The sequence below is a fragment of the Pseudomonas sp. JL23 genome (genome assembly GCF_056933585.1).
Genome location: NZ_CM167795.1, coordinates 251358 through 267973, shown reverse-complemented (window position 1 = coordinate 267973; position 16616 = coordinate 251358). Strand labels below are relative to the sequence as shown.

The 16616-nt window shown below is 61.4% G+C and carries 13 protein-coding genes; 1 reads left to right on the top strand and 12 read right to left on the bottom strand.

Annotated elements, in window-relative coordinates:
* The first annotated feature begins 2 nt into the window (after positions 1–2).
* Positions 3–1241 (top strand): nucleoside recognition domain-containing protein, encoded by a 1239-nt coding sequence (locus AC1Z24_RS01270; RefSeq protein WP_483744267.1) that lies wholly within the window; start codon positions 3–5, stop codon positions 1239–1241.
* A 125-nt stretch (positions 1242–1366) separates the two neighbouring features.
* Here the strand turns inward: AC1Z24_RS01270 and AC1Z24_RS01265 are convergent, their stop codons facing one another.
* The 12 genes from AC1Z24_RS01265 to AC1Z24_RS01210 all read right to left on the bottom strand — a co-directional run bounded on the left by AC1Z24_RS01265 (position 1367) and on the right by AC1Z24_RS01210 (position 16545).
* Positions 1367–2002, bottom strand: coding sequence for an ABC-type transport auxiliary lipoprotein family protein (locus AC1Z24_RS01265; protein ID WP_483744266.1), 636 nt, complete (start codon positions 2000–2002; stop codon positions 1367–1369).
* Positions 1999–2937, bottom strand: coding sequence for an MlaD family protein (locus tag AC1Z24_RS01260; protein ID WP_483746499.1), 939 nt, complete (start codon positions 2935–2937; stop codon positions 1999–2001). Before AC1Z24_RS01260 ends, AC1Z24_RS01265 begins: the two co-directional genes overlap by 4 nt.
* Before the next feature lie 2 nt (positions 2938–2939).
* Complete coding sequence (locus tag AC1Z24_RS01255; RefSeq protein ID WP_483744265.1) at positions 2940–3743, bottom strand: ABC transporter ATP-binding protein; 804 nt, start codon at positions 3741–3743, stop codon at positions 2940–2942.
* The gene (locus AC1Z24_RS01250) at positions 3740–4927 is read right to left on the bottom strand and encodes an ABC transporter permease (RefSeq protein ID WP_483744264.1); all 1188 of its coding nucleotides are present in this window, start codon (positions 4925–4927) and stop codon (positions 3740–3742) included. The genes AC1Z24_RS01255 and AC1Z24_RS01250 overlap by 4 nt, the downstream gene beginning before the upstream one ends.
* Before the next feature lie 7 nt (positions 4928–4934).
* Positions 4935–6044, bottom strand: coding sequence for a DUF5924 family protein (locus AC1Z24_RS01245; protein WP_483744263.1), 1110 nt, complete (start codon positions 6042–6044; stop codon positions 4935–4937).
* Positions 6045–6095: 51 nt separating this feature from the next.
* The gene (locus AC1Z24_RS01240) at positions 6096–7472 is read right to left on the bottom strand and encodes a M16 family metallopeptidase (RefSeq protein ID WP_483744262.1); all 1377 of its coding nucleotides are present in this window, start codon (positions 7470–7472) and stop codon (positions 6096–6098) included.
* A gap of 190 nt (positions 7473–7662) precedes the next feature.
* Positions 7663–9315 (bottom strand): Na/Pi cotransporter family protein, encoded by a 1653-nt coding sequence (locus AC1Z24_RS01235; protein ID WP_483744261.1) that lies wholly within the window; start codon positions 9313–9315, stop codon positions 7663–7665.
* Positions 9316–9619: 304 nt separating this feature from the next.
* Positions 9620–10387 carry a TerC family protein gene (locus AC1Z24_RS01230; RefSeq protein ID WP_483744260.1) on the bottom strand — a complete coding sequence of 256 codons (768 nt, stop codon included), beginning with the start codon at positions 10385–10387 and terminating at the stop codon, positions 9620–9622.
* Positions 10388–10451: 64 nt separating this feature from the next.
* Complete coding sequence (locus AC1Z24_RS01225) at positions 10452–11759, bottom strand: CitMHS family transporter (protein WP_483744259.1); 1308 nt, start codon at positions 11757–11759, stop codon at positions 10452–10454.
* A 297-nt stretch (positions 11760–12056) separates the two neighbouring features.
* Positions 12057–13454 carry an aminoacyl-tRNA deacylase and HDOD domain-containing protein gene (locus AC1Z24_RS01220; RefSeq protein ID WP_483744258.1) on the bottom strand — a complete coding sequence of 466 codons (1398 nt, stop codon included), beginning with the start codon at positions 13452–13454 and terminating at the stop codon, positions 12057–12059.
* Positions 13455–13540: 86 nt separating this feature from the next.
* A complete protein-coding gene (recG, locus tag AC1Z24_RS01215) occupies positions 13541–15616 on the bottom strand; it encodes an ATP-dependent DNA helicase RecG (RefSeq protein ID WP_483744257.1) in 2076 nt (691 codons plus the stop codon).
* The gene (locus AC1Z24_RS01210; RefSeq protein WP_483744256.1) at positions 15613–16545 is read right to left on the bottom strand and encodes a hydrogen peroxide-inducible genes activator; all 933 of its coding nucleotides are present in this window, start codon (positions 16543–16545) and stop codon (positions 15613–15615) included. The genes recG and AC1Z24_RS01210 overlap by 4 nt, the downstream gene beginning before the upstream one ends.
* Positions 16546–16616: the final 71 nt, after the last annotated feature.

Below are 16616 nucleotides of genomic sequence, written 5' to 3'. Positions count from 1 at the left end.
TGATGCTCAATGGCCTATGGCTCAGCTTTTTTCTCGTGGCAGCGGTGTCGGCACTGGCGCAATGGCTGGTGGGCGGCAACGCCGGGATCTTTGCCGCGATGGTGGAAAGTATCTTTGCCATGGCCAAGCTGTCGGTCGAGGTCATGGTGGTGCTGTTCGGCACTCTCACTCTTTGGCTGGGCTTCCTGCGTATCGCCGAGCGGGCCGGGATTGTCGACTGGCTGGCCAAGGTTCTCGGGCCGCTGTTCTTGCGCCTGATGCCGGGCGTGCCGGCCGGGCACCCCGCCCTGGGCCTGATCACCCTGAACTTCGCCGCCAACGCCCTGGGCCTGGACAACGCCGCCACGCCGATCGGCCTGAAGGCCATGCGTTCGCTGCAGGAGCTTAACCCCAGCGAAACCACGGCCAGTAACGCGCAGATCCTGTTCCTGGTACTCAATGCGTCGTCCCTGACCCTGCTGCCGGTGACGATCTTTATCTATCGCGCCCAGCAAGGTGCCGTGGACCCTACCCTGGTGTTTCTGCCGATCCTGCTGGCGACCAGCGCCTCGACCCTGGTGGGCCTGCTGTCGGTGGCCTTCATGCAGCGCCTGCGGCTGTGGGACCCGGTGGTGCTCGCGTACCTGGTGCCTGGCGCGCTGATCCTGGGTGGCTTCATGGCCCTGCTGGCGACCCTGTCAGCCACGGCCCTGGCGAGTCTGTCGTCGATCCTCGGCAACCTGATGATGTTCGGCCTGATCCTGCTATTCCTGATCGTCGGCGCGCTGCGTAAGGTCAAGGTCTACGAGATGTTCGTCGAAGGTGCCAAGGAAGGCTTCGACGTGGCCAAGAGCCTGCTGCCCTATCTGGTGGCGATGCTCTGCGCGGTGGGCGTGTTGCGCGCATCCGGGGCGTTGGACTTCGGTCTGGAAGGCATTCGCCATGTGGTGCAGTGGCTGGGCCTGGATACCCGTTTCGTCGATGCCTTGCCCACGGCGTTGGTCAAACCGTTCTCCGGCAGCGCGGCCAGGGCCATGCTGATCGAGACCATGAAGACCCAGGGCGTGGACAGTTTCCCGGCGCTGGTGGCGGCGACGATTCAGGGCAGCACCGAAACCACCTTCTATGTGTTGGCGGTGTATTTCGGCGCCGTCGGCATCCAGCGCGCCCGGCATGCAGTGGGCTGCGCGTTGCTGGCGGAGTTGGCAGGGGTGATTGCGGCGATTTTTGTCTGCTATTGGTTCTTTGGGGCTACTGCCTAGGGTGAGTGATAAAAGACGCCTGCGTTGGAGCGAGGCTTGCCCGCGAAAGCGATTTATCTTTCACAACAAATGTTTTGAATGTACCGGCCTCTTCGCAGGCAAGCCTCGCTCCCACGGATCTGCGCTTATCTTGAGGAGGGGTGATTCTTGCTCCCTTCCTGCAACGTCCACTCCAATACCTGCCACGCCAGCTCGTTGCTCGCAGTGTCAAAAGCCGCAACTACCGCCGGTACTTCCTTGCCCTTGGCTGGCTGACGCACTTCGAAGCGGTGGCTGGCGATGATGCGCTGGCGGTCGTCGACCAATCGCGCGTCGTAGCGAATCACCACTTCAATCGCCGCCCCCCGGTATTCGCTCTGAAAGGCCAGCAGGTCGCCATTTAGCTCGAAGTCGGCCTGCAGATTAGTGTCATCGGTGCTGACGGCCTGCACCCGATGGTCGGTGACGAACAGGTCGCGAATCTGGTTACGCAGCATCAGCGGCCCGGCGTCGCTCCAGCGCGCGCCTTTGTAGCTGCTGATCAGGTTGTCCTGAGGCACCACGGCAATGCGCGGGCTGTCCAGAGCCTCGCTGGCCTTGGGCCGATCGATGCGCAGGGACCAGCGCACCAGCTCATTCGTGCCGGTCAGGCGCGAGTAAGGCCCGCCGTGCAACTGATAGACATCCATCGGTTCGGCAGGCGGCAGGATCGAGCAGGCGCTGGATAGCGCCATCGCACTCACGATCAAGCAGCGGCCTACCACTGATTTCAGGCCTGTCATGGTTCAAACTCCTTGTTCTTGTCACGCCCGAGCAAATAGCCGCTGGGGTTGGCTTCCAGACGCTTGGACACCGCCCGCAGCGAGGCCAGAGTCTCGCGCAATTCGTTGATTGCCGGGCCGAGGTCATTGAGGCCCTGCATGCCGCTATCCAGAGACTGGCGATTGTCCTTGAGCAGGCCATTGATGGTCGCAGTGCTCTGGGCCAGGGACTTCATCGCCTGCTCGGCACTGGTGAATGCCTGCTTGCCCTCATTGTTAAGCAGGCCGCCAGCGCTGCGCATCAGCCCGGCGGTCTGCTCCAGAGTGGCGCTGGCCTGCTTGCTGAGCAGGCCCATCTGCTTGAGGGTCTGGCGGATGTCATCGCGCTGATCGGCCACGGCGCCGGTCGCCTGCTCCAGATGGGCGAGGGTGGCGGAAAGGTTCTGCACGTTCTCGGCGGAGAACATCTGGTTGGCGTTATGCAGCAGCTGGTTGATGCTGCTCATCAGGTCATTGCTGTCGTTGAGCAGCCTCGAGATGGGCGAGGGCGAGGCGATGATCACTGGCAGGCGACCGTCGAGGCCGATCAGCTCCGGGCTCTGCGGCGTGCCGCCACTGAGCTGAATGATCGAGGTGCCGGTGATGCCCGTCAGCGCCAGCTTGGCCTGAGTGTCCTGCTTGATCGGGGTTTCGCCGACCAGGCGGATCTGCGCCAGCACCCGGCGCGGGTCCTTGGGGTCCAGCCGCAGCTGCATGACGCTGCCCACAGTAATGCCGCTGTACTGCACGGCGCTGCCCTTTGTCAGGCCGGTCACCGCCTCGTTGAACACCACTTCGTAATCCTTGAAGGCGCTGTCGACACTGGACTTGGCCAGCCACAGGCCGAACAGCAGCGCCGCCGCCACCACGATCACAGTGAACAGGCCGATCAAGACATGATGGGCACGGGTTTCCATCATCAAACCTCTTTGGGCAGGGACATGGCGGAGTAGGCAGCGCGTCCGCGCGGCCCGTGGAAATACTCGTGAATCCACGCATCCTGGGTCGCCGCAACCTTGTCGATGGGCGCGGCCACCAGCACGCGTTTCTGCGACAGCACCGCGACCCGGTCGGTGATGGTATAGAGCGTGTCCAGGTCATGGGTCACCAGAAACACGCTCAGGCCCAGGGCATCGCGCAAGGTCAGGATCAACTGGTCGAAGGCCGCGGCGCCGATGGGATCGAGCCCCGCTGTGGGTTCGTCGAGAAACAGGATGTCCGGGTCCAGAGCCAACGCGCGGGCCAGAGCGGCACGCTTGATCATGCCGCCCGACAGTGAGGCCGGGTACTTGTGCGCCGCCGACAACGGCAACCCGGCCAGAGCCAGCTTGACCCCGGCCAGGTGCTCGGCCTCGTCGCGACTGAGCCGGGCGTGCTCAATCAAGGGCAGGGCGACGTTTTCCGTGAGGGTCAGGGAGGAAAACAGCGCGCCCTTCTGAAACAACACGCCAAAGCGCCGCTCGACCTGGGAGCGAGCGTTCTCCGACAGCTGCTGCAAATCGTCGCCAAAGACCCGAATGCTCCCGGCGCTGGGTCGCTGCAGGCCGACGATGCTGCGCAGCAGCACCGACTTGCCGGTCCCCGAGCCACCGACCACGCCGAGGATTTCGCCGCGATACAGGTCCAGATCGAGGTCTTCGTGCACGCTCTGGCTGCCAAAACGATTGCACAGGCCACGCACTTCGATCACCGCTTCACTGCGCAGGTGCGGACTCTTGATCACCAACCCATCTCCATGAAAAACAGTGCGGCCATGGCGTCGAGGACGATGACCACGAAAATCGACTGCACCACGCTGGAGGTGGTATGGGCGCCCACGGACTCGGCGCTGCCGCTGACCTTGAAGCCTTCCAGGCAACCAATGGCAGCAATCAAAAAGGCAAAGATCGGCGCTTTGACGATCCCCACCAGAAAGTGCTGCACGCCGATATCGGCCTGCAACAAAGAGAGGAACATGGCTGGGGAAATATCCAGGGACAAGGCGCAGACCACACCGCCGCCGATAATGCCGCAGATCATCGCCAGAAAGGTCAGCAGCGGCAGGGAAATCAACAAGGCCAATACCCGTGGCGCGACCAGCAATTCCACAGGGCTCAGGCCGAGGGTGCGGATGGCATCGATTTCTTCGTTGGCCTTCATGGAGCCGATCTGCGCGGTAAAGGCACTGGCGGTACGGCCGGCCATCAGAATCGCGGTCAGCAGCACGCCAAACTCGCGTAGGAACGAGAACGCTACCAGGTCGACGGTGAAGATACTCGCGCCGAAGGTTTTCAGCACCGTAGCGCCCAGGAACGCCACTACTGCGCCGACCAGAAAGGTCAGCAGCGCAACGATGGGTGCGGCATCGAGGCCGGTCTGTTCGATATGGGTGATCACCGACGTCATGCGCCAGCGCTTGGGGCGGGGCAGATTGAACACTACGGTTTGCAGGATCAGGCCGATAAAGCCCAGCAGTTGCAGGGTGTCGGTCCAGACCTTGTCCACTGCGCAACCGATACGCGCCAACAACTGCATGCCGACGGCAATTTCCGGCTCCTTGGCCGGGGCGCAGTAGTCACATAAAGCAGTCTGGATGGTTTGCAGCAGCGCGCGGCTGGACAGGGGCAGCTCCGGAGCATTCACTGCCAGTCTGGCCAGGCGCTCGGTGCCGAGCAGCTCGACCAGCAGCGAGGCGCCGGCCGTGTCCAGCGCGCGCAGGCGACTCATGTCCACCGGCACACTGGCGTCATAGTTGCTGCCAAGTGCGTCGGTCTGCTGCTTCAGCACGCGGTAATGGGGCAGCGTCCAGTCACCGTCGATGCGCAGTTGCGCAGGCGTAGTCGAAGTATCCAGCACAGCGCTGCCGGCCCGCCCGGGGGCAGTGGCTGCCGGAGATTGGTCATGTGCGGTCAGCGTCTGCGTGGTCATGCTGCCTCTATTTCGCTGGAGCGTCTGCCTTGTCGGGGGCCGAGTCGTCGCGCGGCTTCAGGCCCATGGGTTTGACCACAGGGCTGGTCACCGCAGGCTGATCACCGTCGACCACGTCAAAGCGCAGCACGCCGATCATTTGCCCGTCCTCGGTCAGCACCCGTACCTGCCAATGGCCGACGATATCAGCCGGAAAATTCTGTTTGTGTGTCCACGCACGATAGCCTTCTTTGCGCCCGCCATGAATGTTCATGGCAATGCGGTCCATTTCCACGCCATCACGCGACCAGACGTGGAAAATCTGCTCGTCCAGGCCGCGCGGTGCGTTGATCGAGGTATAGGCGTAAAGACCGCCACTGCGCATCTGGTTAGCGCTGATCTGCTCGATATTGTCGCCGGGGGTGCGGTTCTTTTCATCGAAGCTGGTGCTGACGGCGAACTCGGTCATCCACAGTGTCGCTGGGGGCACCCAGGAACGCAGGGCCCAGCCCGCAGCGCCGATAGACAGGGTCATCAGCACCAACACGATACCCCGACGCCAGGTGCTGACGGGGAAGCTCGACGCCAGGCTGGGAAACGAAAGCAGCATGGCGATACCCAAGGCCAGCTTGTAACTCTCGGCGGTGGTCAGGTGCAGGATGATCGGCAGCGCCGTCAGCAGTGCGGCGAACAGGGTAAGCGTGTGCAGGGCCATGAACAGCCAGCGCCGCGGCGCCAGCCAGTGGTAGTACAGCGGGTCGGTGATGGAGATCAGCCCGGCGATGCCCAGTACCGTGGTGAACACCGACTGGCCGCTGTTCCAGGTGGTGGTGATAAAGAAGAACGGCAGGACGAAAAACAGGCTTTCCTGATGGATCATCTGGGTGCCGTAGCGCAGCAGCCCCTGAGGAATCTCGCGCTTGAACAGTCGGGCGAACAGGGCAGTGGCGCTGTTTTCGACCATCAGCCACAGCCAGCTGATCAGCATCACCGTCGCAATCCAGGTGGCCAGGCCCTGTTGCCGGTCGACCAGAATGAAGCTGCAAATCCCCGAAATGAAACCGCCCGCCGCAATCACCCCCGGATAGCGCTTCATCAGGCCAAGCACGCGGGATATGTGGGCGTTCCAATCGAGCATTGAGGCGTTCGCTTTGTCGTTACAAAAAAAGGGGCCGCAGGATAACAGCGTCTACCTGCGCTTGCGCCAAATCAGCAGCATGCACAGCAATAGCAGCAGGCCCGCGATGGCCGCAACCAGCCAATATAAGCCGTCGTAGCTCAATAGTGGCTTTTCAATGCGCATGTAGGGTGTCTGCGCCAGCAAGCGATGCAGGGCCTGATTGGCGGTATCGACGCTGACGGCCTTGATCCGCTTCGCCGGGTCATCGAAATGGCCGTCGTCATACTCGTTCAGCGAGCCCCAATAGTAATCGGCCAGAGCGCTGTTGCCCTGCACGGCCCAAGCCTGTTTGGCGATCAGGGTCTGTCGCAGGCGGGCAAAAGTGGCGGGATCCAGGCCGTCCTTGTTCAGGCGCTGCAGCAGGTTGTGAATATCGTCTTCGGCCTCATCGACATCGCGTCGGTCCAGATCGGCATTCAGGCTGAGGAAACCGCTGTCGCCAAACACCTCGCGCTCGGCCCATGGCCCGTAGGACAAGCCGTTCTTCAGGCGCAGATCGCTATACAACGCCCAGTCGAGGTAGGCCTTGAGCAGTTCCAGGGTTTCGTCATGCTGCTCGCCCAGTTCGGGCTCCGGGTAGATCAGGTGCATGCGCGCGCCATCACCAAGCATGCCGCGCATCAGGGTGCGACGGGTTTCGGCGTGACCATCGACGGCAGGCAAGGGCGGATGATCGGTGGGCTCCACAGCGCTCATCTGGCCGAAGGTGCGCTCCAGGTAGCTCGGCAGCAGGCGGTCGAGGTCGCCGACCCCGATCAGGGTCATGTTGTTGGGCGCGTACCAGCCTTTATAGACGTCCTCGACCTGCTTCAGGCTCAGGTCGTCAGCTTGCGGACGCTCGGCGCATTTGAGCCCCAGTTCAACGGCCAACTGGCCGCTGGCGCTATGGCCGAGGTCGCGGCGGTCAAGCCAGCGTTGCAGGTGCGAATAATGGCCGCCGTCTTCACGCTCGACGATACGCCGGGCCGTGTCGAGGTCACCCTGATCGAAGCGCGTACGGGTGAGGATTGCCAGCAGCAAGTCCAGCACCTTGCGCTGATTCTGCGCCGGGGCTTCGATGACGAAGGTGGTATCGGCGTTGCTGGTGAAGGCGTTCCAGTCGCCACCCAGGGCCTGCATGCGCTCTTCCAGGGCTCCTTCGCCGCCGTCATCGATACCGCTGAACAGCAGGTGTTCGAGCAGATGCGGCAGTTCCTTGTCGGCACAGGGGAAGTCATCGAAGCCAACGCCCACTACCAGGCGAATCGCCACATGGCCTTTTTCATAGCCCGGCTTGAGCAGCACTTGCAGGCCGTTGGGCAGGATATAGCCCTCCACCTGAAAGCGGTCGAGGGCGATCGAAGGCAGGGAAATCAGCAGCAGACAAGCGAACAGCAGGCAACGCATAAAGCAGGCTTCCTTGCGGGCCGGTACGTGTAACAGACTTCAGTAGATTGTTTACGTTCACATGTCAGGGCTGTCGCATGACAAACCGTGGGACCGGCTTTAGCCGGGAAAGGGCCGATACATGCACTGCATTTGCATGATCATCACGACGCCTTCCCGGTTAAAGCCGGTCCCACTGGAATTCACTGGCCTACAAAGCCGGATCCGCTTCAACTTCACTGGACAGGGCGCCGGTCTCTGCCGTCTCAAGGACCGCGTAGGCGCTGCTGCAGAACAGCGAATTGAGGCGCTTCATATCAGCGATCAGCTCCAGGTGCAAGGAGCTGGTCTCCAGGCTCTGCACCACTTTGCGCTGCAAACGGCTGACGTGGGCGTGGGCCAGACGCCGCTCCTGAGCGCGGAAGCGGCGTTTCTCGCGCAGCAACTGGCGAGCGCTTTCCGGGTCGCCACTGAGGAACACTGACAGGCCCAGGCGCAGATTGGACTGCAACTGGCTCTGCAGGTCGCTGAGCTCTTCCAGCCCGACTTCCGAGAAAGAACGGCGCTGGGCGGTCTTCTGCTGCTGGATCTTGCGCAGCATGCGCTCGATCAGACCGCTGGCCAGTTCCAGGTTGATGGTCAGCTCGATGATTTCGGCCCAACGGCGGTTGTCCTGCTCGCTGAGGTCGTCCCGAGGCATCTGCGCCAGATACAGCTTGATCGCGCTGTAGAGCGCCTCGACGTCATCATTGAGACGGCGCATTTCCTGGGTCACAGCGGTTTGCGTACCACGCAGCACTTCCAGCATAGAGGCGAGCATGGCTTCGATCAGATCACCCATGCGCAGGGTTTCGCGCACGGCATTGGCCAAGGCCAGGCTGGGTGTCGCCAGCGCCGTGAGATCCAGATGACGCGGCTTGGCCAGGCCGTTGACCTCGACGCGCATCGGCATGATGTGCTCGCACAGCCGCGCCATGGGGCCGACCGTGGGCAGCATGAGCAGGCAGCGCAGGGTGTTGTAGCTCAGGTGAAAGCCGATGACCATGTCCGATGAGCTGAAGCCCAGGCCGTCCATCCATACCACCAGCGGATTGAGCACCGGGGTGATCAGCAGCAGGCCCAGCAGCTTGTACAGCAGGCTGCCCAAGGCGACCTGACGCCCGGCGACGTTCTGCATGCTGGTGGTGAGAAAGGCCAGCAGGCCGCTGCCGATATTCGCACCAATCACCAGGCCGATGGCGACGTGCAGGCTGATGATGTCGGACCCGGCCAGAGTCGCCGTGAGCAGTACTGCCGCCAGGCTGGAATAGGAGATCAGGGCAAATAACGCACCGATCAGGGCATCAAGCAGTAGATCGCCGGTCAGTGAGGCGAACAGCACCTTGACCCCGGCCGCATGGGTGATGGGCGCGGCGGCGGTGACGATCAGTTGCAGCGCCAGCACGATCAGGCCCAGACCGATGGCAACCCGACCCAACTGGCCGATGCGGGTCTGCTTGCGCGACAGGAAGAAAATCACCCCGAGGAAAATCAGCAGCGGCGACAGCCATGACAGGTCGAAGGTCAGCACTCGCGACATCAGCGCCGTACCGACGTCGGCACCGAGCATGATCGCCAGGGCCGGGGTCAGCGCCATCAGCCCCTGGCCGACGAAGGACGTTGCCAGCATGGCGGTGGCGTTGCTGCTCTGCACCAGAGCGGTGACGAGGATACCGGCGATAAACGCCAACGGCCGTTTCGACATGTTCTGGCTGAGCACGCGCCGCAACTGCGTGCCATAAACGCGCAGGATGCCGGTACGAACGATGTGCGTGCCCCAGATCAACAGGGAAACCGCCGACAATAAATCGAGCAGGGTCAGCATAAGGAAAGCCCCCTGAAATGTGCCATTGGAAGGCAAGAAGATGAAGATATGGCGATGTAGCGAGCGAAACGGGTGATTTGTTGCGCCCAACTAAGCTTTAGTTGGCCTTTGGCCAGAGCGCCAGCATGGCATAGGGAAACTTGCATTTGAAATAAATCTGTCACAAAACAAGGTTTTGTTCAGATTTTGAACAGCTAATCCAACCTGTGGGAGCGTGGCTTGCCCGCGAAGAACGCTGACGCGATACATCTGCAATACCGCGTCGCTTGCTTCGCGGGCAAGCCCTGCTCCAACGTTCGGCTTTTTATTGCCCCGGCACATCCTTACGCAGTTTCACCGGCTCGCTCTGGGCTTTCTTCTTCGCCTTCGCGGTACGCATCTTGATGTTGATGGCTTCCACCGCCAGGGAGAACGCCATGGCGAAGTAGACATAGCCCTTAGGCACATGGACATCGAAGGCTTCAGCAATCAGCACGGTGCCGACCACAATCAGGAACGACAGGGCCAGCATCTTCAGCGACGGGTGCTTGTCGATGAAATCACTGATGGCGCCGGCGCAGAGCATCATCACCAGTACGGCAACGATGATCGCCGCGATCATGACCGGCACATTGGAGACCATGCCTACTGCGGTGATGACCGAGTCCAGGGAGAACACGATGTCGATGATCGCAATCTGAATGATGGTGTAGAGGAACAGACCGCCCTTGCCCTTGGGCTCGTCCAGGGTTTCCTCTTCGCCTTCCAGACCGTGGTAGATCTCCTGTGAGCTTTTCCACAGCAGGAACAGACCACCGAAGAACAGGATCAGGTCGCGCCCGGATATGCCCTGGCCCAGGACCACGAACAGGTCATCCGTCAGGCGCATGACCCAAGTGATCGACAGCAACAACATGATCCGCGTGATCATCGCCAGCGCCAGGCCGAAGAGCCGGGTGCGCGGTTGCATGGCCTTGGGCATGCGGCTGACCAGGATCGAAATCATGATGATGTTATCGATGCCCAGAACGATTTCCAAGGCGGTCAGAGTCAAGAAAGCAACCCAGATTTCCGGGTTGAGCAGCCATTCCATAGGTATTCCTTTGCACGATAAAGCCTCGCTGCCGAGGGAGCGGCAGCGAGGCGGGTGTTTTGTATTAGAGAGTGCTGAACAGCGGGAAAATCCCCATCAGCAAGGCGGCGAGCAGGATGCACAGGCACACCAGCACAGCCCATTTCAAGGTGAAACGCTGGTGGTCACCGAACTCGATACCGGCCAGTGCGACCAGCAGATAAGTCGATGGGACCAACGGGCTGAGCAAGTGTACTGGCTGACCAACGATAGAGGCGCGGGCCATTTCGACCGGGCTGATGCCGTAATGCGCGGCAGCCTCAGCGAGCACCGGCAGCACGCCATAGTAGAACGCATCGTTGGACATGAAAAAGGTGAACGGCATGCTGGCCAGGGCCGTGATGACCGCAAGGTACGGACCCAGAGCGTCCGGGATCACCGCCAGCAGGCTCTTGGACATGGCGTCGACCATGCCAGTGCCCGACAGAATGCCGGTGAAGATACCCGCCGCGAAAATCAGCCCGACCACCGCCAGCACGCTACCGGCGTGGGCCGCAACACGGTCCTTCTGCGCCTGCAGGCAGGGATAGTTGACGATCATGGCGATACTGAAAGCGATCATGAACAGAACCGGCAGCGGCAACAGGCCCATGATCAGCGCGACCATCAAGGCCAGAGTCAGGGCGCCGTTGAACCAGATCAGTTTAGGACGACGGGCGTCCGGGAACTGCGAGACGCTGATTTCACTGTGATCGACTTCATCGCCAACCACATGCAGCTCACCAAGGCGAGCGCGCTCACGCTTGCCGTAGAAGTAGGCAATGACCAGGATCGCCACGACACCGGCCAGCATCGCCGGGATCATCGGTACGAAGATCGCCGAAGGGTCGACATGCAGGGCACTGGCCGCACGAGCGGTCGGGCCACCCCATGGGGTCATGTTCATCACGCCACCGGCCAGAATGATCAAACCGGCCATGATCCGCGGGCTCATGCCGATGCGGCTGTACAGCGGCAGCATGGCGGCCACGCAGATCATGTAGGTAGTAGCGCCGTCGCCGTCCAGGGAAACCACCAGCGCCAGCACGGCAGTACCTACCGAGACCTTGACCGGGTCACCCTTGACCAGCTTGAGGATCTTGCGCACGGCCGGGTCGAAAAGGCCGGAGTCGATCATCAGGGCAAAATAGAGAATGGCGAACATCAGCATGACGCCGGTTGGCGCCAGCTTGGTGATGCCGGTGAGCATCATCGGGCCGATCTCGGCACCAAAGCCGCCGAACAGGGCAAAAATGATCGGCACCAGGATCAGGGCAATCAGCGCGGACATGCGCTTGCTCATGATCAGGTACATGAAAGCCACAACCATGGCGAAGCCGAGGAAGGTCAGCATAGGAATACTCCAGGCGTTACGCGATTTAAGAAAAGCGATTGAGCGAATCAGCTCAGAACGAGCGGCGCGTGGAGTCGGAATAGGGGACAAGCAAATAGAGAGGGAGTAGCGGACATCAGCATCACCATTATTTTTGTGGAGCGTCGGTCTGATGCCGACGATGGTGTGATGCTAAAGGGAGAAGCTTTCAGCCAGCTTTCGCTTCGGAAATTTCTTACAACATATAGAGACCGTAGGACTGGCTTTAGCCGGGAGGGCGCTCTCCCGGCTAAAGCCAGTCCTACAGGGCGGATCGAATCAATGCCCGAACTGCGAAGCCAGTTCGCGCAGCAACACTTCGGCTTCCAGCACTTTGGCTACGGCTTCTTCAGCCTTTTCGCGGGTCAGGTGCAGGCGCTCGAACAACTCGTCTGGAATGTCCTGCTTGGGCCCCGTGCCGATATTGTGGTTACGCAGCATGCGCACCGACAGGAATACCAGATTGGCATACTTGTGATGATCGCCAGCGTAGTACGGGTCGTGCTGGAAGCGCAGGGCGGTGGACAGTTCTTCCGGCATGTCCCAGTAGCGCATCAGCCAGGCGCCGATCTGCTCGCGGCTGATACCCAGCAAATGCTGCTCGACATAGCTGTGATGCAGATGCGGGTTGACCTCCAGTTGACGGCAGATCAACGAGAAATGCGGCGGAAAGACGTGGGCCAGCAACAGGTAACCGAAGTTATGCAGCAGGCCGGCCAGGTAGGTCAAGCCGCCTTCCGGACGCTCAGGGCGCGGAATGGCGCGGGTCAGGCCTTCGATGACCGCAGCGGTGTAGATCGACTGCTGCCAGTACGGCGTGGTCTGTTGCGGATGATCCTTGGGCAGGCTCAGGGTTTTGCCCAACGCCAGGCCAAGGGCCAGGTTGATCACCAGGTCGAAGCCCAGCACGCGCACGATGGCGTCTTCTACCGAGCGGATCTTGCCGGTGGAGGCGTAGTAAGGCGATGCCGCCCAACTGACCACTTGTGCAGCCAGGGCCGGATCGGTTTCCACCACACCGGTGATATCGTCGATGGTTGCGTCGGGATCGACCCGCAGCTTGATGATCTTCTGCGCGGTACCGGCCAGTGGCGGGATTTCCAGAGTCGACTCCAGGCGCTGCTGAATACGCCGGGCGGTAAAGGCGTTTACCGCCGAGTGAATCTCCTGGCCATCATCGTGAGGACGGTCAAGGTTCGGCGAAATCTTGTCCAGTGGCTCGCCGAAATTGGCGGCACTGGCTTTGCTGAGCATGCTCTTGAAGTCTTCGCTGGTGATTTCCAGCAGCAGGCCGGGTTCACCCGAATCAATCAGCAGGCTCGGCTCTTGAAGCATTTGCTCGTCATAGAGGCAAGGCGAGCTGGTCAGGGCAGGAATGCCGGGCAAAATCCGCAGGCTGTGCTTGTTGAGCATGCTCAACAGACGAGCGTGAGGCACAGCCTTGAGGTCACGGCCGGTCAGCTCGGTCACCCGCTTGAGATCCAGCAGCTGGTTTTGCCCGAACAGGATCAGCAGAGCACCGACCGCATCTTCAACCAGCACCGCCTGAACCTTGCGCGCCGCAGGAAGGCTGGCATCGTTCACGACTTCGTTGTAGCTGATGCCCAGCTTGCCTAGCAAAGTCCGGATAACGGACGGGGCATGGTGGTCGTCTGCAACGTGAGCAACTTCTGTCATGATCTTTGTCCAATTTCCTACAATTGCCGAAGTATACCCGGCTTGGTTATTGTGGGCCTCACTCCTTGCTCAGGCATAGACGTGCGTCACACCTGGCCGTACTGCTGTCCATGCCGCAACCAGCGAGCCAAAAGTGGGCTGACATGGTGCGGCCAGTGTTCGAGCAAGACTTGAGCGGCATCGCGAACGGCAGGAAGCAAATCCGCGTCACGCATCAAATCGGCAACTTTGAATTGCAGCAAGCCCGTCTGTCGGGTACCGAGCATCTCGCCGGGTCCGCGTAGCTCCAGGTCCTTCTCGGCAATGACAAAACCGTCGTTGGTTTCGCGCATGATGCCCAGGCGCTGGCGGCCGATCTGCGACAGCGGCGGATGATAGAGCAGCACGCAATGGCTGGCGGCGCTGCCCCGACCGACCCGGCCGCGTAACTGGTGCAATTGAGCCAGACCCAGGCGTTCGGGGTTTTCGATGATCATCAGGCTGGCGTTGGGTACGTCCACCCCCACCTCAATAACAGTGGTCGCCACCAACAACTGCAGGTGCCCCTGCTTGAACTCGGCCATGACCGCAGCTTTTTCCACAGGCTTCATGCGCCCGTGGATCAGGCCCACGCGCAACTCGCCCAAGGCGCAGCTCAACTCCTCGAAGGTGGTTTCTGCGGCCTTGCAGGTGAGCTCTTCAGACTCTTCAATCAGCGTGCAGACCCAATAGGCCTGGCGCCCCTGCGCACAGGCCGCACGCACGCGCTCGACCACTTCCACCCGGCGGCTGTCGGCGACCAGTACGGTATTGACCGGCGTACGTCCCGGCGGCAGTTCGTCGAGGATCGAGGTGTCGAGGTCGGCGTAGGCGCTCATGGCCAGGGTCCGAGGAATCGGTGTAGCGGTCATGATCAACTGATGCGGGCACATCCGCCCGCCAACACCTTTATTACGCAGAGCCAGACGCTGCTGTACGCCGAAACGATGCTGCTCGTCGATGATCACCAGGGCCAGGTTCTTGAACTGCACTTCATCCTGAAACAGCGCGTGGGTGCCGACCACCATGGGTGTACCACCGGCAATCTGCTCCAGCGAGGCGGCGCGGGCCTTGCCCTTGAGCTTACCCGCCAGCCAGGCCGTCTCGATGCCCAGCGGTTCGAGCCAGCGCTTGAAGTTGATGTAGTGCTGCTCGGCAAGGATCTCGGTCGGCGCCATCAGCGCTACCTGATAACCGGCTTCCAGAGCCTGCAGGGCGGCGAGGGCGGCGACCACGGTCTTGCCCGCGCCGACGTCGCCCTGGATCAGACGCAGCATGGGCTCGGATTGACTCAGGTCGTAGGCGACTTCGTTACCGACCCGCTGCTGCGCGCCCGTAGGTGGGAAACCGAGGTTGGCGAGGAATTTTTTCGGCAGTTTCTTTGCGATGGGCAAGGCTGGCGCGCGCAGGGAACGCAGGCTTTCGCGCAGACGTTGCTGGGACAACTGGTGAGTCAGCAGCTCTTCAAAAGCCAGGCGATGCTGCGCCCAATGGTGACCGAGGGCCAGCTCTTCGACATCGGCATCGGCGGGTGGGTGGTGCAGGTAGCGAATGGCATCAGCCAGGGGCGCCAGTTGGTAGTCCCGGGCCAGAGCCTCTGGCAGCCAGTCCGGCAGACTCTGCGGCCCTAGCATTTCGAGGCTTTGCTGGCATAACTGACGCAGGCGTTGCTGGGTCAGGCCTTCGGTGAGCGGATAGATAGGCGTCAGGGTCTGCGCAACGGGCGCGGGTTCGTCGCCGGTCAGGGCACGGTACTCGGGATGATAGATTTCCAGCCCCGAGGCACCGGGGCGGGCCTCGCCAAAACAGCGCAGGTGGGTGCCGCGCTTGAGGCCTTCCTTCTGGGCATTGCTGAAGTGATAGAAGCGCAGGCTCAGCACACCGGTGCCATCGCCCATGCGCACCAACAGGCTGCGGCGTTTGCCCATCATCACATCGGCGCCGCTGACCACGCCTTCGACCACCGCATCCTGCCCCGGCCGCAACTGGCCGATGGGGACGACACGGGTGCGATCCTGATAACGCAGGGGCAGGTGGAACAACACATCCTGCAGATTTTCCAGACCCACTCTGGCCAGTTTCTCGGCCATGGCCTCCCCGACACCCTTGAGCGCCGTGACCGAGACCTCGGACAACTCAGTCATGTCGCGGCAGTGCTCACTTCTTTGGGCTTCGCTACCGAGCACAGGCGTACCGAGTCCGCGAGGATTTCGATGGCCTTGGGCCGTGGGAAGCTGGCGCGCCAGGCGATAGCGACGGTACGGAAGGGTACCGGCGGCGTCAGGGGACGAACTTCGATCACGCCGGACGCATAGTGGTGACTGTCGACCGCCGACAACGGCAGGATCGAAATTCCCAGACCGGAAGCGACCATGTGGCGAATGGTTTCCAGCGAGCTGGATTCGACCGTGGTGTGCTTGGCGCCTTCGCTGCCCTTGGTCAGGGTCGGACAGGCTTCCAGCACCTGATCGCGGAAGCAGTGGCCTTCGCCCAACAGCAGCAGGCTCTTGTCGTTGAGCGCTGCGGCATCGATGGTTTCCTTCTGCGTCCACGGATGATCCGCAGGCATCAGGACATAGAACGGCTCGTCGTACAGCGGCAGGGTCAACACATCGGCTTCATTGAACGGCAGTGCAATGATGATCGCGTCCAACTCGCCATTGCGCAGCTTGTCGCGCAGCACATGGGTGAAGTTTTCTTCGATATACAACGGCATCTGCGGAGCAACCCGATGCAGTTGCGGGATCAGGTGCGGGAACAGGTAAGGGCCGACGGTATAGATGGCGCCGACCTTAAGCGGTGCGGTCAACTGGTTCTTGCCGGCCTGGGCCAGTTCACGAATGCCCTGGGCCTGCTCGAGGACTTTCTGCGCCTGGGCAACGATGCCTTCGCCAACTGGAGTCAGGCGCACGGCACTCTTGCTGCGCTCGAAAATCAGCACACCGAGTTCATCTTCCAGCTTTTTCACGCCCACCGAGAGGGTCGGCTGGCTGACGTGGCAGCGTTCGGCGGCATGGCCGAAGTGCTGTTCCTGAGCGAGGGTAACGATATAGCGCAATTCTGTGAGAGTCATAGCGTGCGTCCATGAAGTTGCGGCCCCAGCATAGCGGCTGCAATCGATAGACGCACGTTATCAACGGCACT

Bases quoted from the DNA above. Each gene is read 5' to 3' on its own strand.
- AC1Z24_RS01270 (WP_483744267.1), top strand. From the start codon at position 3: ATGCTCAATGGCCTATGGCTCAGCTTTTTTCTCGTGGCAGCGGTGTCG.
- AC1Z24_RS01265 (WP_483744266.1), bottom strand. From the start codon at position 2,002: ATGACAGGCCTGAAATCAGTGGTAGGCCGCTGCTTGATCGTGAGTGCG.
- AC1Z24_RS01260 (WP_483746499.1), bottom strand. From the start codon at position 2,937: ATGGAAACCCGTGCCCATCATGTCTTGATCGGCCTGTTCACTGTGATC.
- AC1Z24_RS01250 (WP_483744264.1), bottom strand. From the start codon at position 4,927: ATGACCACGCAGACGCTGACCGCACATGACCAATCTCCGGCAGCCACT.
- AC1Z24_RS01245 (WP_483744263.1), bottom strand. From the start codon at position 6,044: ATGCTCGATTGGAACGCCCACATATCCCGCGTGCTTGGCCTGATGAAG.
- AC1Z24_RS01240 (WP_483744262.1), bottom strand. From the start codon at position 7,472: ATGCGTTGCCTGCTGTTCGCTTGTCTGCTGCTGATTTCCCTGCCTTCG.
- AC1Z24_RS01235 (WP_483744261.1), bottom strand. From the start codon at position 9,315: ATGCTGACCCTGCTCGATTTATTGTCGGCGGTTTCCCTGTTGATCTGG.
- AC1Z24_RS01230 (WP_483744260.1), bottom strand. From the start codon at position 10,387: ATGGAATGGCTGCTCAACCCGGAAATCTGGGTTGCTTTCTTGACTCTG.
- AC1Z24_RS01225 (WP_483744259.1), bottom strand. From the start codon at position 11,759: ATGCTGACCTTCCTCGGCTTCGCCATGGTTGTGGCTTTCATGTACCTG.
- AC1Z24_RS01220 (WP_483744258.1), bottom strand. From the start codon at position 13,454: ATGACAGAAGTTGCTCACGTTGCAGACGACCACCATGCCCCGTCCGTT.
- recG (WP_483744257.1), bottom strand. From the start codon at position 15,616: ATGACTGAGTTGTCCGAGGTCTCGGTCACGGCGCTCAAGGGTGTCGGG.
- AC1Z24_RS01210 (WP_483744256.1), bottom strand. From the start codon at position 16,545: ATGACTCTCACAGAATTGCGCTATATCGTTACCCTCGCTCAGGAACAG.